The 20,260-nt window shown below is 30.0% G+C and carries 20 protein-coding genes; all 20 read right to left on the minus strand.

Translation table 11 applies throughout. The features are described from left to right. Window positions 1-23: 23 nt before the first annotated feature. The 20 genes from RSA29_RS04730 to RSA29_RS04825 all read right to left on the minus strand — a co-directional run bounded on the left by RSA29_RS04730 (window position 24) and on the right by RSA29_RS04825 (window position 19,979). Complete coding sequence (locus tag RSA29_RS04730; RefSeq protein WP_346942791.1) at window positions 24-1,325, minus strand: PDZ domain-containing protein; 1,302 nt, start codon at window positions 1,323-1,325, stop codon at window positions 24-26. 246 nt (window positions 1,326-1,571) lie between these two features. Beyond that, window positions 1,572-2,801: a S41 family peptidase gene (locus RSA29_RS04735; protein ID WP_346932381.1), complete on the minus strand. Its 1,230-nt coding sequence runs from the start codon at window positions 2,799-2,801 to the stop codon at window positions 1,572-1,574. 186 nt (window positions 2,802-2,987) lie between these two features. Then, window positions 2,988-3,881, minus strand: a complete 894-nt coding sequence (gene ftsX / locus RSA29_RS04740) for a permease-like cell division protein FtsX (RefSeq protein ID WP_346932380.1) — start codon at window positions 3,879-3,881, stop codon at window positions 2,988-2,990. Further along, complete coding sequence (gene ftsE / locus RSA29_RS04745) at window positions 3,871-4,557, minus strand: cell division ATP-binding protein FtsE (protein ID WP_346942790.1); 687 nt, start codon at window positions 4,555-4,557, stop codon at window positions 3,871-3,873. The genes ftsX and ftsE overlap by 11 nt, the downstream gene beginning before the upstream one ends. Window positions 4,558-4,719: 162 nt before the next feature. Then, window positions 4,720-5,097 carry a hypothetical protein gene (locus RSA29_RS04750; RefSeq protein WP_346932378.1) on the minus strand — a complete coding sequence of 126 codons (378 nt, stop codon included), beginning with the start codon at window positions 5,095-5,097 and terminating at the stop codon, window positions 4,720-4,722. 236 nt (window positions 5,098-5,333) lie between these two features. After that, window positions 5,334-6,275: a transketolase family protein gene (locus tag RSA29_RS04755; protein WP_346942837.1), complete on the minus strand. Its 942-nt coding sequence runs from the start codon at window positions 6,273-6,275 to the stop codon at window positions 5,334-5,336. After that, the gene (locus tag RSA29_RS04760) at window positions 6,272-7,099 is read right to left on the minus strand and encodes a transketolase (RefSeq protein ID WP_346942789.1); all 828 of its coding nucleotides are present in this window, start codon (window positions 7,097-7,099) and stop codon (window positions 6,272-6,274) included. Before RSA29_RS04760 ends, RSA29_RS04755 begins: the two co-directional genes overlap by 4 nt. A 322-nt stretch (window positions 7,100-7,421) precedes the next feature. Continuing rightward, the gene (locus RSA29_RS04765; protein WP_346932376.1) at window positions 7,422-7,775 is read right to left on the minus strand and encodes a type II toxin-antitoxin system PemK/MazF family toxin; all 354 of its coding nucleotides are present in this window, start codon (window positions 7,773-7,775) and stop codon (window positions 7,422-7,424) included. Window positions 7,776-7,790: 15 nt separating this feature from the next. Further along, window positions 7,791-8,033 (minus strand): CopG family transcriptional regulator, encoded by a 243-nt coding sequence (locus tag RSA29_RS04770; protein WP_346932375.1) that lies wholly within the window; start codon window positions 8,031-8,033, stop codon window positions 7,791-7,793. 127 nt (window positions 8,034-8,160) lie between these two features. Then, window positions 8,161-9,324, minus strand: a complete 1,164-nt coding sequence (gene alr / locus RSA29_RS04775; protein ID WP_346942788.1) for an alanine racemase — start codon at window positions 9,322-9,324, stop codon at window positions 8,161-8,163. 14 nt (window positions 9,325-9,338) lie between these two features. Then, window positions 9,339-9,956 carry a germination lipoprotein GerS-related protein gene (locus tag RSA29_RS04780; protein WP_346942787.1) on the minus strand — a complete coding sequence of 206 codons (618 nt, stop codon included), beginning with the start codon at window positions 9,954-9,956 and terminating at the stop codon, window positions 9,339-9,341. Window positions 9,957-10,055: 99 nt separating this feature from the next. Then, the gene (locus RSA29_RS04785; protein ID WP_346942786.1) at window positions 10,056-10,952 is read right to left on the minus strand and encodes an NAD(P)H-hydrate dehydratase; all 897 of its coding nucleotides are present in this window, start codon (window positions 10,950-10,952) and stop codon (window positions 10,056-10,058) included. A 1-nt stretch (window position 10,953) separates the two neighbouring features. Next, on the minus strand, window positions 10,954-11,328 hold the full coding sequence (gene acpS / locus RSA29_RS04790) for a holo-ACP synthase (RefSeq protein ID WP_346932371.1): 375 nt from the start codon (window positions 11,326-11,328) through the stop codon (window positions 10,954-10,956). A 150-nt stretch (window positions 11,329-11,478) separates the two neighbouring features. Next, entirely contained in the window at window positions 11,479-11,826 is a 348-nt protein-coding gene (locus RSA29_RS04795; protein WP_346932370.1) for a DUF6514 family protein, read from the minus strand. 274 nt (window positions 11,827-12,100) lie between these two features. Beyond that, a complete protein-coding gene (locus tag RSA29_RS04800) occupies window positions 12,101-13,357 on the minus strand; it encodes a hypothetical protein (protein ID WP_346942785.1) in 1,257 nt (418 codons plus the stop codon). A 218-nt stretch (window positions 13,358-13,575) separates the two neighbouring features. Further along, on the minus strand, window positions 13,576-14,829 hold the full coding sequence (locus RSA29_RS04805; protein ID WP_346942784.1) for a hypothetical protein: 1,254 nt from the start codon (window positions 14,827-14,829) through the stop codon (window positions 13,576-13,578). After that, window positions 14,829-15,956, minus strand: a complete 1,128-nt coding sequence (locus tag RSA29_RS04810) for a DUF58 domain-containing protein (RefSeq protein WP_346942783.1) — start codon at window positions 15,954-15,956, stop codon at window positions 14,829-14,831. Before RSA29_RS04810 ends, RSA29_RS04805 begins: the two co-directional genes overlap by 1 nt. Window positions 15,957-15,965: 9 nt before the next feature. After that, window positions 15,966-16,916: a MoxR family ATPase gene (locus RSA29_RS04815; RefSeq protein WP_346942782.1), complete on the minus strand. Its 951-nt coding sequence runs from the start codon at window positions 16,914-16,916 to the stop codon at window positions 15,966-15,968. 464 nt (window positions 16,917-17,380) lie between these two features. Beyond that, window positions 17,381-17,722: a single-stranded DNA-binding protein gene (gene ssb, locus RSA29_RS04820; RefSeq protein ID WP_346942781.1), complete on the minus strand. Its 342-nt coding sequence runs from the start codon at window positions 17,720-17,722 to the stop codon at window positions 17,381-17,383. Between the two features lie 229 nt (window positions 17,723-17,951). Further along, window positions 17,952-19,979, minus strand: a complete 2,028-nt coding sequence (locus tag RSA29_RS04825) for a PAS domain-containing sensor histidine kinase (RefSeq protein WP_346942780.1) — start codon at window positions 19,977-19,979, stop codon at window positions 17,952-17,954. Window positions 19,980-20,260: the final 281 nt, after the last annotated feature.

Here is a 20,260-nt window from a genome sequence, read left to right on the forward strand (position 1 = left end):
TGCTAACGGATTATATTTTACTATTATTTATTGTTGTCATCTTTTTTATCTTTAATCTTTTTTAACACATCTGAGAAACTATTTCCTTCTGTTTTCGTAATAACTGCCTGCTTTGGAACTTCTCTAGGAACAATAACAACCCCAAGTCTTTCTTTAGGATTCTCTATTTGTCCTTTCAATTCTATAATATCCCCATTAATTCTTTTCACCTTCATAACTAAAACCGCAGGTAAATTTTCTAAAATATTAAAAATAATTTCATCTTTAATGAGTTTCATATTATTTATCTCTAATATTAGATCTCCCGTCCTTATTCCTATTTCCTTTGCTTTTGAGTCCGGAGCTACATCTAAAACACATATACCTTCATCACTACTTACATATCTTATTTTACCTTTTTTCTCCATTAATCTATCGTAGTAAAGCATTCCTTCATGAAGCGCTGGCATTAACATTAATACTACAACGTCTAAAAATTTATTTATGTTTCCAAGTGATGATAACATTATAATAGCAAGCCCATATGTAAATATGAAAATTCCTGAAAATATAGGTTTTTGTTTTTTCTTTTTAGTAAATGTTACGGTTCCGTAGTTAATCCCTGCAAACAATGGTAATGCACCAATAACCATAGTTGCAAAAATTGCTAGATTTTCACTATGATTTATAAGGGGCCACCACTCCGGAGTATTAATACTTCCACCACCTAATGTATTAGAATTAGTAGCCTGTACCATTATTAAAATTATCATGGGTAATACCCACTGTCTTCTATATGCAAATCCACCTATGATTTTTTTATCCCTTGATCCAAATACAGGTATTGCACCTCTCTTACCATCTAATATTACTAGTATCCCTTCTACTAGATGCATTACTCCCACAACTATCAATAAATTTGTTATATCAATTTTAAGAATATTAACACTTGGATTTTCCATAAGCCTTGATAAAAAATAGAGCCATATAGAAGCTAAACCTAAAATTGCTCCCGAATATGAAAAACAAACAAGCTTAGGATTTAAAAACATTAGTGCTATAGAAATTATAAATATAAAAAATATGTTAGATGAACCATAAAAAGTTACACCTAAGCATGTTAGAATTATGCTAGCCACAACCCCACCTAATATTCCCATAACCATCTGTGATATTGTAAGTTCAATGGCTGAAAATGAATTTTTCCCCATAATTAACTTTTCCATGATAGTGGTTTTCTTATTTTTTGTGTAAAATACAAATGCCATCATTATTAAAATAAATGCATAGGATGGCTCCACAATAGCATAAGACACCTGTTGCAATGTATACTTTAAAAGTTCCATTATATATCTCCTTTTCACGCTACAAATTCAATACTGTACTCCGCTATAATTAAAATTAAGTATCTATTATTGCAACAGATACTTAATTTACTTATACCATATCTACTATTTTGAATTTAATTTTTTATATACTTCATTGTTTATGCTAACTTGCAATTTACCCTTGTCTAATTCATTTATATTTAACTTTATTACCATTAAGCTAAATGAAAAATTTATTAACCTTTATAATTTTTTGAAATCACATTATTTAACCTTGTTTTTTGCTATTTCTAAAGCTTTTTTAAACTGAGGGTCTGCAGCTCTATTATAAGTTTGATCCTTAAGCTCCTCTGGATATTTAACCTCTACATCTGGCTCTATTCCAATTCCATGGATATTTTGTCCATTAGGTGTAAAGTATTTAGAAATAGTAACCTTTAAAGCTGTTCCATCACTAAATCCATCTTTTTCTCTATAGAATGTAGTTTGCACAACACCTTTACCAAAAGTTTTTGTTCCAACTAATGTACCTAATTCATAATCCTTAACTGCGCCAGTAAATATTTCTGATGCACTAGCACTTCCACCATCAATTAATACGGTAAGTGGTAATCCTTCTGCAATCCCACCAACTGAATTATAATCTTTCCTATTTCCATTCTTATCTTCTGTATAAACTATATTTTTATCCTTACTTATAAATTGTGAACACATATTAACTGTTTGATCTAATAGTCCACCTGGATTTCCTCTCAAATCTAATATAAGACTCTTCATCCCTTTAGAATGTAAATCTTTAATAGCATTTTCAAAATTCTTTGAAGTATGCTCATCAAACATACTTACTTCAATATATCCAACTTCATTGTCAATCATTTCTTTTTTTACAGTAACCATCTCAATCTCAGCTCTTACTGGCTCAACTTCAAAATTCCCTTTATTTTCTCTTGATAAAGTAAGCTTTACTGATTTGCCTTTTTCACCCTTCATTGTTGCAATAGCATTTTCAAGATCTTTACCTTCTACTTTTGTACCATCAACAACTTCAATTATATCACCAGAACGTATGCCAACCTTTTCTGCTGGTGAATTTTCAAAAGTACTAACTACTACTATTTTATCATTTTTAACTGCAACTTGTATTCCAAGTCCAACATAATTTCCTTCAGTTTGAGAATAAAAATCTTTAAATTCTGCTTTATCCATATATGTTGTATATGGATCGCCTAACGCTTCTACCATACCTGCTGCCGCTCCATCTAAGAGTTTATCTGTATCAATTTCACCCAAGTAATACTTATCAAGTTTTTCTCTGATTGTGTTTAATTTTTCAAAATCTATTATATTCTCATAGGTATTTCTGCTTACTAATACCTTACCATTAGGCATATTAAATGATATATAATTAGCTGCACATAATGTTATTACATTTGTGATTATTACAATAATCACTACAATCGTTATCCATTTCCACCTGCTGTTTTTACTCTTCATATAAATTCACCCTCTCATTCTACTACACTTATTATTGGTTTAAATCCCTTATAATAATACTATGTAATTATAACTATTTTATTAATTATAATTAATAAATATATTAATTATTTTAATTTAAGGCATCTTCAAAATACACAAATGAGACTAAGAAATATATTCCTAGTCTCATTTGGTCTTATATTCTTAAACCTTTAAGAATTTTCTCATTGATATTATACTTCCCATACTTCCGATGAATAAACCACAAATTAAAAATTCCCAAATTACAACTTTCCATATATAAGAAATACCCACTAAGCTAAACCCAAATAGAGTATCAGCACTTAATTTGCTAACTATTATAGCATAACAAATATTTAATAGTATTACAGACATAAACGCTCCAATAACTCCAAGCATTACACCTTCTATTATAAATGGCCATCTAATAAACCAATCTGTAGCCCCTACATACTTCATTATTCCTATTTCTTTTTTCCTTGTAAACACTGTGATTTTTATAGTGTTACCTATTAAGAATAATGATATTAGTATAAATACAACAAAGGCAATTACAGCTACTAATTTCACTGAATTAGTTAAATTAGATATTTTAGCAATTAATTCTCTAGCATCTTTAATTTCTTCAATACCACTCATGTCTTTAACACCGTCAACAACCTGATCTACTATAACCGGCTCTTTAACATTTACAGTAAATGATGCTGGAAATGGATTTTTATCTTCAAAGCCTGCAGATAGTTCCCCCGATTCATCATCTAATTGATTTCTCACATCTGACAATGCATCTTCTTTACTTTGAAATGATATTGACGTTATGCCTTCTACAGCTTTTATTTTATTCTCTATGGCACTTTTATCAGTGTCACTTATATTATCTTCTAAGTAGATTCTAACTTCAACCATAGAACCTAGTTGAGTAACCGCTTTATTAACATTTGCAACCGTTAGTGTTATTACTCCCAATATGAACAGGGTAGCCGTTACCGTAGCTATTGAAGCTATGCTTAAAGTTTTATTTCTTGTAATACTTTTAAACGCTTCTTTAAATGAATATTTAAGAGAATCAAATTTCATATCCGTATTTACCCCTTTCCTCATCTCTTGCAATAACACCTTTTTCTATAGCTATAACTCTTTTTTTCATGGAGTTAACTATATCTCTTGCATGGGTTGCCATTACAATTGTAGTTCCCGCTCTACTAATATCACTTAAAATATCCATTATCTCTAAAGATGTTTCTGGATCTAAGTTTCCTGTAGGTTCATCGGCAATCAAAAGCGATGGACTATTCACTATAGCTCTAGCAATTGATACCCTCTGTTGCTCTCCACCTGAAAGTTCATTTGGAAATGCATTTCTTTTTTTGAATAACCCTACCATTGACAGTACCGCTGGGACTTTTTTCTGTATATCCTTTTCATTAGCTCCTATTACCCTAAGGGCGAAAGCTACATTTTCAAACACATTTAGACTCTGTATTAATCTAAAATCTTGAAATACCACCCCTATTTTTCGTCTGTAATATGGTACTTCACTTCTTGTTAACTTCGTTAAATCAGATCCCGCTACAATAACCGAACCTGCTGTTGTATCAACCTCTTTTAGCAACATTTTTATGAAGGTAGATTTTCCAGCGCCACTTGGTCCTACTAGAAAAACAAACTCACCTTGATCAATATGTACATTTAAGTTAGATAATGCTAGCACATTATTATTATAAACCTTAGTAACATTTTTAAAATCTATCATAATTATTAACTCTCCTCAATTTCTGACTTTATCTTTATATTATAACATAAAAACTTAATATGTAAGTGTCCATCATACAAAAAAATATTAACAGAACCTAAACTTTATAACCCAAGCTATGGAAATACAAAAACATTTTTCCATACTTGTATTTTCTTCATTCTATAAAAACACTTTATAGACCACTAAATCAAAAACTAAGAAGTAGCTTATTAAAAATCCACAAGTGCAAAAAATTGTTCCTACTAATCCAAATTTTTTTAAATATTTTCTCCATGATTTCTCATAACTTAAAGGCCTTAACATTACTCCCGGTCTTAAAAATCCTAATGCGGATATAAAAAGTCCAAAACATGAGAACATAATTCCTACATTCCTTATTTCTATGCAAATTCTTACCAATTCTAATGGTTGATCATTTATTAACAAATACCCTATCCCATAAACTATCCCCATTACCACAGGTATTACTAATATTTTAAGCGATAACTTAAGGCAATAGACAACATCCTGAGTATATTCTTGAACTTTTTCCTTCATAATATAATCCCCTCCATATAATAAATTTCACCTTATTTTTATAAATTATATCATAGCTTGTCTTAAAAATCACCATATTCAACTATATATACGACTAACTATGCCACATATACATTAAAAGGGGATTTGATATTACACCAAATCCCCTTCTAATCTATTCATTTATTTTTATATCTTGTTCTTCTTACCATTAGACTACTATGAATTATCACATATCGGACATAATAATAAGATTTTTATTTCATACTTAACCCATTTTTAACAGCCTTAACTATATCTTCTGAAGTTAATCCATAAGCTTTTAGCAATTCTGCTGGCTTACCACTTTCTCCAAATGTATCTTTGATACCAACTCTTGAAACCATCACTGGACAATTAGTTGTAACTACCTCTGCTACTGCAGAACCAAGTCCACCTATAATGCTATGCTCTTCAGCCGTTATTATAAGTTTTGTATCTCTTGCTGCCTTTATTATTATCTCTTCATCAATAGGTTTTATAGTATGGATGTTTATAACCCTTACCTTTATTCCCTCTTCTGCAAGAACATTATAAGCCTCAAGTGCTGCCTCTACCATAACTCCAGTAGCTATTATAGTTGCATCCTTTCCTTCTCTTAATGTAACACCCTTACCAATTTCAAATCTATAATCCGCATTATCATTTACTATAGATACAGCACTTCTTCCAAGTCTTACATAACAAGGTCCATCGTACTTAACTATAGCTTCTATTGCAGCTTCTGTCTCTATTCCATCACTTGGACTTATTACAACCATATTAGGAATACTTCTCATAAGTGAAATATCTTCTACAGATTGGTGTGATGCTCCATCTTCACCTACTGTTATTCCTGCATGAGTTGCGCATACCTTCACATTAAGTTTCGGATAACAGATTGAATTTCTTATTTGTTCAAAGGCTCTTCCCGCTGCAAATATAGCAAATGTAGACGTAAATGGAATTTTGCCACAAGCCGCCATTCCAGCTGCAACAGACATCATATTCCCTTCTGCAATTCCCATATTTATAAATCTTTCCGGACAAACTGCTTTGAAGTCTGCAGTCTTAGTAGATTTTGATAAATCTGCATCAAGTACAACAATCTTTTCATTCTCTTTACCAAGTCTAGCTAATGCTTTTCCATACGCTTCTCTAGTAGCAATTTTTTTCATTATTCTTCTCCTCCAATCTCTCTTAGTGCTAGGTCGCATTGTTCCTTACTTGGAGCTGAACCATGCCATCCCGCCTGATTTTCCATAAATGATACACCTTTTCCTTTTATAGTTTTACAAACTATCATAGTAGGTTTTCCTTTTACGTTCTTTCCTGACTCTATAGCATTTTTTATTTCAACCAAATCATGGCCATTCTCAACAAATATCACATTCCACCCAAAAGCTATAAATTTATCCGCTATTGGATTTGGATTCATAACACTCTCTATATCACCGTCAATTTGAAGACCGTTATAATCTACAAACGCAGTTAAATTATCTAATTTATAGTGGGCAGCACACATTGCAGCTTCCCATACTTGACCTTCTTCTAATTCTCCATCTCCTAAAAGCGCATAAACTCTATATGTACTATTGTCAAGTTTCCCAGCTATCCCCATACCTACCGCAGCTGAAATACCTTGACCTAAAGAACCAGTAGACATATCAACTCCTGGTATATAGTTCATGTTAGGATGTCCTTGAAGCATTGCCCCCATTTTTCTAAGCTTTAAAAGCTCTTCCTTATTAAAAAACCCTTTTTCTGCAAGTGCAGCATATAATACTGGTGCAGCATGCCCCTTTGATAATACAAATCTATCTCTATTAGGATCTTTTGGCTCTTTAACATTTACATTCATCTCATTAAAATATAAAGTTGTCATTATTTCTACAGCAGATAATGATCCACCTGGGTGACCTGAAGCAGATTCTGTTACCATTTTCACTATATCTCTTCTCAAAACTTTTGCTATCTGCTCTAATGATGCTAATGATTTTTTCATTACTTATCCCTCCCATTTTTTCTTCTAAACTTATTATATCAACTTTTTACTTATTCACAACTATTTAATACAAACTTTCGCTATATTTATATAAATATCTCCAAAATAGCATGTACAATTAAATCATTTTTGATATACAATATAAAACTTAAACATAATATATCTTACGCCATTTACATCTGTAAACTGTAATTCGAGTCTCTATTTTAAATTCCAATTCAATTAACATAACCGCTATATATAAATCAATGCCATTTTAGAACCTAACCTAACAAAAGGAAGACAGCCAAAAGCCACCTTCCCTTTTCTATATTAATATTATTTATACCTTTAAGTCTAAACTTATTCTAAGTGCAATATCAACTTTGATCATATCGTCATCCGTCATATGCCCTATTTTTTCTTTTAGTCTTCTTTTATCTAACGTTCTAACTTGTTCTAGCAAAACTACTGAGTCTTTATTTAACCCATATTCCTCTGAAGAAATTTCCACATGCGTGGGAAGTTTTGCCTTATTTATTTGAGAGGTTATAGCTGACACAATAACAGTAGGACTATATCTATTACCAACATCATTTTGTATTATGATTACTGGTCTTATTCCGCCCTGCTCTGACCCAACTACGGGACTTAAATCAGCATAAAATATATCCCCTCTCTTTATAATAGTTGTCATTAGGCATTCACTCTCCTAAAGGCTAGCTTCATATTCATTTAAGTCATTAATACAACTTTCAAAGCCATACTCTGATAATTCTAAATTCAAATCTTTCATCTCTAAATATCCTTGTTTCATTATTTCTATATAGCTATTATGGTTACTACCTTCACTATATACTATTCCGCATCCAAGAATTAATTTACAATTTATTTGATTTTCTTTATTGTTAAAACTATTATTAAAACTTAGAATTAATTTCTTTGAGTTAATCATGGAATACATTACCTCCAATTAAAATAACAACTATATGTACACCTTAATTATAATTCATTAATTGTTATTATGTCAAAGAAATTATCCCTTTTTTCTACTTTTCACAACATTTTTTTCACTTTTTTACTTACACATAGTTTCTCACCTTAACATCTTCACCATTTTTCACATAAACTCTCGGTATCCGTTTGCTTATACCACAAACAATTTCATAATTTATGGTTCCTATATAGTCCGCCATATCATTTGCAGTTATCGAATTTCCATAATTATCCTTACCGATTAAAATAACTTCATCGCCTTTTTTTGCATCTGGTACATCTGTTAAGTCTATCATACACTGATCCATACATATACGCCCAACTATTGGAACAACTTTCCCATTAACAATAACATTTCCCTTCCCCGTTAACAATCTTGATACTCCATCAGCATATCCTATTGGAAGTGTTCCTATTTTGCTATATCTTGCCGTCGTGAACACCCGCCCATAACTAATACCTTCACCAGCCTCAATCATTTGGATGTTAATAATTTTTGATTTCAACGTCATTGCAGGAATCAAATTGACATTCCCCGTATTTACATCACGTGATGGATAATATCCATAAAGCATAATCCCAGCTCTTACCCCTTGATAATCAAGGTTTGGCAAATCTATTATTGCAGCACTATTACTTACATGTTTAAAATCTATGTTAACTCCAAGTTCCTTAATATAATCATTAAACTTATTGAACCTTTCAATTTGGATATTGGTATACCCCTTATCCACCTCATCTGCAGTAGCAAAGTGAGTAAATATCCCTACAATACTTATACCTTCTAATTTATATATCCTAAGAATTTCATTCGCATTATCCCTTGTAGGTGAAAATCCAATCCTCCTCATACCCGTATCAACAGCAATATGAATCTTCACTACAGCATTTCTTGTAACCGCTACTTCTGAAATTGATTTGGCATCTTCATATGTATATACAGTTTGTTCTATATCGAAATCAAGAATTTCATCATAAAACTGTCTGCCAGTAAATCCTAACACAATTATAGGTAAATTTAATCCACTTTTCCTTAGTTCAATAGCTTCGGTAATTACAGCTACAGCAAATCTAGTTGCCCCGCCGTTTATTAGCTCCCTATATATCTCGACCGCTCCATGTCCATATCCGTCAGCCTTTATAACTGCAATTATTTCTTTATTACCTGAAACTCTCTTAACTTCTTTAATGTTATTACCTATTGCATCTAAATCTATCTCCGCCCATGATGGTCTTATTTTTTCAACCATATTAATCACCTCAATTATAAATCCAATTCTATATCTTCTGCTTTATCCACTCCATTAAAATTCTCATAAGTAAATATAATTCTTTCTCTCTTGTTATTATCATAAATAATTATCTTATTCGGAACATAACTATCAACATCATAATATAAGCTACCTTCATAGATATTATTATTACTTCCTGGAATTAACGTCGTTATAATAAAGCATTTTTGATTATTTATAATTTCAGTTTCAAACCTGAGCTCTTCATTCGTATATATAAGTCCTATGTATTCCCCAATAAACCCATACTTAAAAACATCGTCAAATTCTTTATCAAGGGTATACGCTCTAGTACTTTCATTATCTTTAACTTGAATTTCATCCCCTTTAAATGTAAAGGATCTTCCATCATTTAAATCAAGCCTATAACCTATATCTTTTTTATAAATTTGTACCCCTTGGTATTTATTAGTTTCCTTGCTATTTATAACCTCAATGGTTATATTACTTTGATACGCCTTTATTTCATTTAATCGTTCAATCACATTATATTCATCCGTAGTTTCTGTACCCACCTTCAATCCTAGAATTACTGCAACTATAAATCCTATGCTTAGAATTCCCATTAGTGCATAAGCAATTTTTTTCATACAATCCTCCAAATAACTTATTACACTATATGTTTATTACTATAATTTGAACTCTATACCACATTTAATTTATTATAATTTATAGTTATACTTTATAACTCAACCAATAATTTCCTTTATTGCAAATGGAAGTTCTTCCACTATATGGGTAGCATTGACACAAAACATATTCTCTGACAACCTGTCGCCACAATAGCCATGTACAAATGTTGCAATATACGTAGCCACTAGAGGTTCATATCCCTGTGCTATAAACGATGTAATAATACCAGTTAACGCATCACCCATTCCCCCAGATGCCATAGCACTATTTCCCGTAGTATTTTCAAAAACATAATTACCATCTGTTATTATAGTTCTGTGATCCTTTAATAAGACTATAACATCATGTTCTTCTGCAAAATCCCTTGCTACCTCTATTCGATTTTCCTTTATTTCATCTACGGATAACCCAGTAATTCTAGCCATTTCCCCATAGTGGGGCGTTAATATAATACTATTATTTTTTCTCTCTAGTACTTCAAGATTTTGTTGTAATGAATTTATTCCATCTGCATCTATAACTATAGGACACTCCGCATTCTCAATCATACTCTTCACTATGTTAAATACCAATTTAGTGTTTCCCATCCCTGGTCCTATTGCTATACAATTTGATTTAACCATAACATTACCAATCTTATCACTTTGCTCAAAATTTATCGTCATTGCCTCATTGAGCTTTATGCTCATTACATCTTGAATCTCTTTTGGTACACAAAGAGTCACAAGCCCTGCTCCACTTCTTACTGCACTTTGTGTAGTTAAGTATGCAGCCCCCGCAAATCCAACAGAACCTGCAATGATAAACGCTTGTCCATAATCACCTTTAAACGATTCTTCTTGCCTTCTCACCAATGCATTTCTTACCATTTCCATATCTACTTGTACCGGCTTATGCCTGAATCCTCCAAATCCCAACTTATTATTTCTAAATTTGTCAAAAGGACCTAACACACTAACATTCCTCCAATACAGCATATGCAATAGCATTATCACACCCATGTGAGATGCTAAGATGTACTTTTGAATTCCCAAATTTATTTGCAATAGTATTTGCTTCCCCCATCAACGTGACTATAGGCTTTCCAAGCGCAGTACTTTCCACAACTATATCCTTAAATGAAAATCCTCTAAACCCTGTCCCTAACGCTTTAGATACCGCCTCTTTAGCTGCAAATCTTCCAGCCACATACTCTGGCCTTAAGTTTCTACTCTTTAAATATTTAATTTCATTTTCAGTAAATATCTTTTCTAAAAATCCATTATTTTTCTCTAAAATATCTTTTATACGTCTAATCTCAACTATATCTACTCCAACACCTATTATCACAATATCACCTCCAAACACTCATAATAGAATCTAAAATTACTCTTAAACCCTTAATATCCTTTTATTATATATTTTACCATAAATATATACTTCATGTAAGATACAATTAAACTTGTATCTTAATTTCGATACTTCTTACTAACCAAATTGCTAATTTGCTATTTCATCTAGATTTTCATTAAAATCTGAATAATATTCTTCAATATATTCTTCTGTTATATCTATAAGGTGAATAGGTGATACACTGTTGTTTTTTAGTATATTCAAAAATTCAATTCCCCTATGTTTAAATGGAGTAATATATTTAATTTCTGATTTAAATGCTTGTACACTTTCATCAGTAAGTTTTACTTCACTCTCTACTTCAATTCCATAAGCCCCTATAACTTTTTTATCACCCTGGTCATCAATTGACAATTCTCTCTCAATTAACCTATAGGTATACTCTATGGAATTTCCATCACACACTTCATTACATTTTAATGTTTCAATAATCATATAAATACCCCCAAAATCAAATTACTACCCGATTTATTACATCCAAAATATTGTGATTAATTTATCGGTTAATGAAATTGTATCACTGAAGAAAAAAATAATGTGTAACTTCTTGTAGGTAATATTAACATATTCCCCCTTCAAAATTACACTTTATTTCATTAAATATATATTTTTTTACATTTATACAAACTTATCAACACCTGCTACCCTATAAGTGGACAAAATGTTAATACTTTGTGACTACTTTTGTCTTTTAATGTATAATTGTTTTTCACTTCATACTTTTCTTTATATTATCCACAGTTTTTTCCACTTTTTGTTCTTTCTCCTTGTTGATAACATGTAATGAAAATTTAGCCTCATTATATATATCGGAAATTTCATCTAAGCCCTCACAATAATCGATCTTTATCTTTGTCACATTTAATAATTGCTTAGGGGTCATATATTTTTCAAAAATACCCTTCTTACTTGCTAGTCCTACAAATTCTCCATATTTATATATTACCTCCTCTCTAGGACTTCCCTTCTTCCTAAAGATCTTTTTAATCATTTCAACCACTAAATTTGTAGATTTATTATCTCTTTCGATAAATTCCATAATTTCTGTATAACTCAGTTCATTATTTTCTTTATTAATTTCAATAACTTTTTGTCCTAATTTAATTGCCAATACTAAGACTGCTACTATTACTACACCCTTAACTAATAAAGAAAATGCAATGGTCATTATTAAATCCCCACTAAACATATCTCTAATATTGGTTTGCACCTGCCTAGTTTGCCTCCAAACACTTTCAGCCGATACATTTCCGCCGGAAACTAACCACCGAATAGCATTACTTCCAAGCATTATTATGAACCCCACAGCTAGCATTGCCCATCCTAAGAGCTTTTCTGTAATAAAACTAAATCCACTGTAAATAACTTTTAATATCATTACGTATTTATCATAAAACCCCTCTTGGGTTATCAAAACGGAAAATCCAATTAACATACCATTTATCAATTTGCTTATCTTATTCTTTTTAATATTATTACAATACCACATAGATTCTCGTAGAGTTACTATAATTAACACTAGATATATAATAACACCTCTGTATATAATATCTGATGAAGCTCTTAAAGTTAATGCATATGCTATTAGAACAGAGCTTAATCCGTATGCACCACGTATAAATATTCTCCTATACCTATCATAACTTATGTTTTCGGTTTCTTCATTAAGTAATTTAATAATTACAAAAACAACAAATATCACATCCAAACAGCCTACTAATGTGATACCTTTAATTATTTTATATATAATTAAAATTATTATCGGAATCATAATGCAAGTGCTTACCTTTCGTCTTTTTATGAGTAAATACCTAGATATTAGCGAACTTATTAGTGTTATTATAAACAAATTAAAACTCAACTTAACATTAAAAATTACATTACTAGCTATAGCCCAAACCATAGATGTTAACATTACAAAGGTTGTAGCATAAAAAAATCTTATTTGCGTAGACCAATTTTTCATTTTTTAATCCCCCTCTTACCTGTTTTATTCTAATTGTTTAATTCGTTTTTTCTATACTATTCAAATTTAAAATGCTATGTCCACGACCTACATATAATTTAATTAAAAAGCTTATTTTACTATAATATAATTATAATAAAATAAGCCCACTCAAATTCCATTTTTAACAATTCACGCTTACCATTTCCGAAATATCTTTGGTAAGTTATAATCATTTTTTATTTCATCTTTTTACTTATGTTATCCACATTTTTTCCCACAGTTTCTTCTTTGTTACTATTTATGCTATGTTTAGAAAACTTAGCTTCATTGTATATATTTGCAATTTCGTCTAATCCTTCACAATAATCAATTTTTATCTTTGTAACATTAGCTAATTGTTTAGGTGTCATATACTTTTCAAAAATACCTTTCTTCCTTGCTAATCCTACAAATTCTCCATATTTATATATTACCTCTTCTCTAGGACTTCCCTTCTTCCTAAAAATCTTTTTAATCATTTTAAATATTTCATTTACAGGTTTCTTATCAACCTCAATAAACTCTACTATCTCAGTGTAACTCATCTCATTATCTAGTTTCTTATTTCTTACTATTCTTCTTCCTATTCTAATTACCAATACTAGCAACGTTAAAATTATAGCCCCCTTGATCACCAAAGTCACTATAGGATTTACTTGATCCCCTACATTGATACCACTAACATCAATATTCGTCTTTCCTGGTTCAAACATAATCCCTTCACCAAAGCTTCCATTACCTTTAAACAAGCTTTGTATTGCATTAATTGCCAATACTATTAAGTATCCTACTACCACTAAAATCCAACTTAAAAGCTTATCTGCAATAAAATTAATTACACCATAGATAGCCTCTAACATGGCTATACACTTATTATAAAAAAAATCTTGTGTTATTAATGTGGAGAATATAATTAATACAATATTAAATCGTCTACTTTCTTTACTTCTTTTAACATTGTAACAATACCCCATTGATTCTCTCAACGTTAATATAATTAATACTAAGTATATTATACTCCCTCTATATATAATGCTTATGGATGGCTTAAGCGTTAAAGCATATACCATTGAAACCATAAATAATATATATGACCCCTGAACAAATACTCGTTTATATCTATCATAATTTATATTTTCATTTTCTTCATTAATGAGCTTTATAATAATAAATATAACAAATATAACATCTAAACACCCTAAAAATGTTATACCCTTAATTATTTCATATATAATTAACGGCACTATGGGAACTAAAATACAAATAGTTAACCTTTTCTCTTTTTTAAATAAATACCTAGCTACCAGTGCACTTATAAGGGTTATGATAAATAAATAAAAACTAATTTCAACATTAAACACAACGCTGCTAGCTATAGTCCAAATCATTGATGTTAACATTACAAAGGTTGTAGCATAAAAAAATCTTATTTGTTCAGACCAGCTCCTCATTATTTAATCTCCCCCTTATATGAAATTTTTTCTACTCCCTTAATAGCTTTAATACTATTATCTTTAGATACATCAATTATTTTAAGTTTGTACCCCTGTGAAATAATTTTTCCTATCATCTGCTCATCTCTCTCATTCAAGTAGCAAGTAATCAAAACATAGGTGCATTCTCTATCAAAATACGGCATTCTAACTTTCAAATATTCACTGAGCTCATATTTCACGGCCATATATACCCTAGTGCAATACTCTAAAATTTTATTAAAATTACCGGCCTTTGGTTTAACCTCATTTGGACCTGCCTCATTGCAATAAATGAGGTGAGCATTACTCCATATTCCAGTTGGTACACTTTCCTTTGTTGCCTTGGCAGCTAATGCCACTGCTATATCTATGGACCTTTCTATAATATCTTCATTAACACAATTCCAGCAAGGATCTCCACACTGCGCATTAAGTATTATTACCATCTGCTGTTCTGAAGTATAGTCATAATCCTTTACCATAAGCTTATTAGACTTTAATGAAGCCTTCCAATTGATATCCTTCATCCTATCTTCAACGTTATACTCTCTTATACCTTTTATATATAGTGGATCTTTATGTATCCACCGTCTTACAGTATTATTTCCTAAAAAGTTAGTAACATCAAATCTAAAGTCTCCTATTGATTTAACCTTAGGTTGAACTAATATCTCTATATAATCGTCATCTTCCTTCTTTTCTATGTTCATTCCTAGAACATCACCAATAAGTATATTAATACATTTTATTATATAGGCACCCCTTTTATCTCCAACCAACTTATAGGTTCTACTTTTCCTTTGAAATTTTCCAATAGAATACCTTGAAACATTCCAGGTATCATTTCCTTCAGTATATGTGGATACATTCCCAACAAACCTTAACCCGGCAGGAATTCTTTCTTCAATTATCAAGAATGGCACTGGCATTCTTTTATTATTTTCCACCTTCGTAGTTATAGCAAGTTCTTCACCTACTGTTACTCTATCAACCTCTAACTTCCTAGATATATTTAATTTCTTATATCCATGCTTTGTTGTTATACTAGTAATTTTCATCACTAATATAACTATAAATCCAATAAAAAAAATCTGAATTATCATATTACACCTCTACGGTCTTTCTATTGGAGTTGCAACTGTTGCAAGTATCTCTCTAATTACCTTTTCGCTTTTCTCACTTCCACTATTTATCTCGCTTCTTAAAATTATTCTATGGCTCATTATCGGTACAGCAAGTTCTTTTACATCTTCAAGAATTACATAATCGCGCTCCCTAATTGCCGCTAAAGCCTGACAGCCTTTCATAAGATTTAATGTAGCTCTTGGACTACAGCCTAATTCTATTTCACTATGGCTTCTGGTTGAACTAACTAAATCTAAGATATACCTTCTTATATCATCACTTACATGTACCTTATTATAATTTTCTTGAACATAACTTATTTCTTCCATATTTATTGTTGATGTCAAAGTCTCAATTGGATCTTTTGCAATAAACCTGTCCATCATTTTTATTTCATCGTCATAACTTGGATATCCCATAGATAATTTCATGAAAAATCTATCAAGTTGTGCTTCTGGTAATGGAAATGTTCCAAATTGTTCTACTGGATTTTGAGTTGCAATAACAAAGAATGGCTTTTGAAGTAAAATTGTATTCCCCTCCACGGTTACTTGCCTCTCTTCCATACATTCAAGCAAAGCTGATTGCGTCCTTGGTGTAGCTCTATTAATTTCATCTGCCAAAACTATTTGACTAAGAAGAGGACCTTGTCTAAATTCAAACTCTTTAGATTTCTGATTATAAAAATAAATTCCAGTTAAATCTGAAGGAAGCAAATCCGGTGTAAACTGTATTCTCTTAAAACTACAATTCATAGTCTTTGATAAACTTTTGCATAACTTTGTTTTCCCGAGTCCAGGTACATCTTCTAATAATACATGACCTGAAGTTATAAAAGATACAATTATTTTTTCAATTATAGCTTCCTTCCCTATTATAACCTTTGATATATTCTCCATAGACTTGTCCTTAAATTCTTTAAATTTATTAAGTTCCATAATGATCCCCCTCTTATTGGTTTTATTTTATTGGTTTGATTTATTTAATTTTTTAGTTAATATCATACCAAGACTTTAAAATATCCTTCCTCTCTAGCCTAATTGCATTAAGACAATCCCTAATATGCATTATAAACTTATATAGATATTATACTATAATAGATAAAATTGTCAAAATATTAAGAATATGTTTTGTTGTATCTCAAATATATATTTTAATTAAGAATGCACAATTTAAAATTTGTTATAAAAACCTTAATGTTTTTCTAACAAATCACTATATAAATTTAATTAGATATATAACCACCTTAATACTTATATTCCCCATTTTATTTTATTTTATTTGTTTTCATGATTTTATTCAAAAAGCTTACTTCATTATAATATAATTATAATGAAGTAAGCTTTTTGAAAATTTTATAGTGTAAATGTCCATTTCAACATGTACTTAAATAGATTCTGAATTAAACAATCTCTTCTTTAACTTTTTTATTACCTACAAACTGAAATTCATCTGCAATAACTTCCGATATATATTTTCTTTGACCCTCTTCATTGTCATAGTGTCTACTTTGAAGTCTTCCTGTAACGCTAATAACACTCCCTTTTACAAGATATTCACTAACAATCTCTGCTTTCTTCCCCCGCAATATCACTGGGATAAAATCTACATATTTTTCCCCAGATGCTGTTTTGTAAGGTCTATCAACTGCTAAAAGTAATCTAGTAAAAACCTTACTACTATCTTCACCAATCTTAATTTCTGGATCACGGGTTAGCCTACCAACTAAAACAATTCTATTCATTATATACCTCCAAAAATATATCATTTATTTTAATTTTAACCATGAATATTTTTTTTAATCCTTATATAATGAATATTTTTAAATTAATATATATAGTGTAATTAAGAATTTTAAATTTTAAATTTTAAGTGTAGGATAAAATCCTTATGAATTTTTTTAAAATCAACTGTATACATTCTAATTAGAACATATATAGTACCCTAAATTTCTGTAACATTCTCAATACTCACTATTTATATATATCTGCAAATTCTATCTTTATTCTTTCTATATTATCCTTTGTTACATTATAAATTTTAGAAGATGTAAATTCATTTTTAGATCTTACATTCGGTAGTTCAAATATGAATTCACTCCCCACATCAATAATGCTATTAACATAAATTTCCCCGCCATGATTTTCAACTATCGATTTTACAAGTGAAAGCCCAATACCGCTCCCCTCATGAGATCTAGTAAACAATGATTCACTTTGAACAAATCTATCAAATATCTTATCTTGCATATCCTCAGCAATCCCAATTCCATTATCTTTTACAGCTATCTGTACTTTATCTCCCAAATCGCATACCTCTACTAGAATAACACCTTTTTCCTTTGAAAACTTAACAGCATTAGACAATAAATTAAGTATCACTCTTTCTATGTTTTCTTTGTCTATTCCTATTATTTTTTCCTCTACATTTGTGTCAAACGTTAATGACATGCCTTTACTCTTAACATATTCCACTGCATCCATAGTCATATTCTCTACAATTGCAACAATATCGTAATTTCCAAAATTCATCTTTAAATTTCCTACATCAATCCTAGTAACATCTAATAAATTATTTATTAATCTAAGTAATCTATAACTATTTGATTTCATTAATTCTAAATAATTTTTTAGCTGACAATCTTCATTTTCCTTATATGTATGTTGTAAAAGTTGAACAGTACTTAAAATTATATTTAAAGGAGTTTTCAACTCATGAGACATATTTGATATAAATTCAGTTTTAAGCCTATCATACTTTATAGCTTGTTCCAGGTGTATCTTATTCAACTCAGCCTTCTTACTCTCTGTTAATTCCCTTATAATAAAAACTACTGATCGCCCATATTCAAACTCTATTCCCGTAACCCCAACTTCGACATCTATCCATCCTCTATCTTTTTTCTTTATCTGAATTTCCTTGAATTGAGCATCTTCCTTGCCTAAATACGCATCATTATACATTTTATTAACTATATAATGATAATCTTCATGTATAATATCTTCAATAGTTAATCGTTCTAGTTCATCCGTACTATCAAACCCTAAAATCCTTGCCTGAGCCTCATTCGCTATATCAAATTCATTATTACTATAAATAGTTACTCCAAATGGCAAAAACTTAAGCAACCTCACATAATTATCTCTATTCTTTGCCACAGCTTCTTCTACCTTTATTCTCTTTGATATATCTCTAATTAAAAATATAGAACATATTTTAGTGTTTTCTAGAAAACACATTGGAGTTATTTCACAAAAAACCACGCTTCCATCTTTTCTCGTAAGTTTTCTCTCTATAACATTTAAATCTGAATTATATTTTAAATGTTGCTTCTTTAAAAATATGTCATTATACTCTAGTTCTTCAACTGTTACTAATTCAAATAATTTTTTATCTAAAATCATATCATTAGAATAATCACCTATTATATCATTGGCAGCCTTATTAAAGTAACTAATTTTATTTTCCTTTTCAACAATTATCCCCGTTGGACTAGCTGAAAATATTATCTTACATAATTCTATATTCAAATTCAACTTGTTTTTTTCTTTAGATTGTTCATTCATCATAATATATTTAAAACTTTCAGACTCATCTGAATAAATCTTTTTTTCTTCAGATGAATCACTTCTAAAACTCTCTTTAATAGTTTTAATATTATTAAAGAGTAGTAATAAATATTTTTCTTTGTAATCTATAATATATTTAGCTACTAAGTCCATCTTCATATTTTTATACTGATTAACCTCAGCTTGAATATTTATCTTTGCAAATTTTTTTTCATTTATTACACTCCATAAATCTAACTCATCATAATTGGGTGTAATAAATTTTATAGCATTATTTATATTTGTATTATATATATTTGTAAAATCATGGATACCCAAAAAGTCTAATACGCTTTCATTACAGTAAATAATTTCGTTTTCAATATTAATAACTATAATAGGTTCTGAGATATTATTGTAAAAATCAAAATCTATTTCACTTTGAAACTCCATTATTTGTCCTCCATTCTTAATATATATTCTACATTCCTACACTTCTATATTATTTTACACTATAATATATACTTTTTTCACAATATTTTTCCACTAATATTCTACATTTTTTTTATTTTCTTTTTTTATATGTATGTTTTTCCATAAAACACCTTTTTTTCCTTAAACACAACATATTTGTTTGCTTTTTATGTAATATAATCCCATTTTTTATTTCTTTTTTATTTTTTCACTTTACTTTACAATCATTTCTTTCTAAATAAATCGAAGTTTTTTTATAT

The sequence above is a fragment of the Clostridium sp. genome, from assembly GCF_036660475.1.
Classification (GTDB): Bacteria; Bacillota; Clostridia; order Clostridiales; family Clostridiaceae; genus Clostridium_J.

What these genes read in the sequence shown, in the direction of transcription:
- RSA29_RS04735 (WP_346932381.1), bottom strand. Translation starts at nt 2,801, where the DNA reads ATGAAGAGTAAAAACAGCAGGTGGAAATGGATAACGATTGTAGTGATT.
- RSA29_RS04815 (WP_346942782.1), bottom strand. Translation starts at nt 16,916, where the DNA reads ATGGAACTTAATAAATTTAAAGAATTTAAGGACAAGTCTATGGAGAAT.
- RSA29_RS04825 (WP_346942780.1), bottom strand. Translation starts at nt 19,979, where the DNA reads ATGGAGTTTCAAAGTGAAATAGATTTTGATTTTTACAATAATATCTCA.
- RSA29_RS04800 (WP_346942785.1), bottom strand. Translation starts at nt 13,357, where the DNA reads ATGAAAAATTGGTCTACGCAAATAAGATTTTTTTATGCTACAACCTTT.
- RSA29_RS04810 (WP_346942783.1), bottom strand. Translation starts at nt 15,956, where the DNA reads ATGATAATTCAGATTTTTTTTATTGGATTTATAGTTATATTAGTGATG.
- alr (WP_346942788.1), bottom strand. Translation starts at nt 9,324, where the DNA reads ATGGTTGAAAAAATAAGACCATCATGGGCGGAGATAGATTTAGATGCA.
- RSA29_RS04770 (WP_346932375.1), bottom strand. Translation starts at nt 8,033, where the DNA reads ATGATTAACTCAAAGAAATTAATTCTAAGTTTTAATAATAGTTTTAAC.
- RSA29_RS04765 (WP_346932376.1), bottom strand. Translation starts at nt 7,775, where the DNA reads ATGACAACTATTATAAAGAGAGGGGATATATTTTATGCTGATTTAAGT.
- RSA29_RS04780 (WP_346942787.1), bottom strand. Translation starts at nt 9,956, where the DNA reads ATGAAAAAAATTGCTTATGCACTAATGGGAATTCTAAGCATAGGATTT.
- RSA29_RS04730 (WP_346942791.1), bottom strand. Translation starts at nt 1,325, where the DNA reads ATGGAACTTTTAAAGTATACATTGCAACAGGTGTCTTATGCTATTGTG.
- ftsE (WP_346942790.1), bottom strand. Translation starts at nt 4,557, where the DNA reads ATGATAGATTTTAAAAATGTTACTAAGGTTTATAATAATAATGTGCTA.
- RSA29_RS04760 (WP_346942789.1), bottom strand. Translation starts at nt 7,099, where the DNA reads ATGAAAAAATCATTAGCATCATTAGAGCAGATAGCAAAAGTTTTGAGA.
- ssb (WP_346942781.1), bottom strand. Translation starts at nt 17,722, where the DNA reads ATGAATAGAATTGTTTTAGTTGGTAGGCTAACCCGTGATCCAGAAATT.
- ftsX (WP_346932380.1), bottom strand. Translation starts at nt 3,881, where the DNA reads ATGAAATTTGATTCTCTTAAATATTCATTTAAAGAAGCGTTTAAAAGT.
- RSA29_RS04750 (WP_346932378.1), bottom strand. Translation starts at nt 5,097, where the DNA reads ATGAAGGAAAAAGTTCAAGAATATACTCAGGATGTTGTCTATTGCCTT.
- RSA29_RS04805 (WP_346942784.1), bottom strand. Translation starts at nt 14,829, where the DNA reads ATGAGGAGCTGGTCTGAACAAATAAGATTTTTTTATGCTACAACCTTT.
- RSA29_RS04795 (WP_346932370.1), bottom strand. Translation starts at nt 11,826, where the DNA reads ATGATTATTGAAACATTAAAATGTAATGAAGTGTGTGATGGAAATTCC.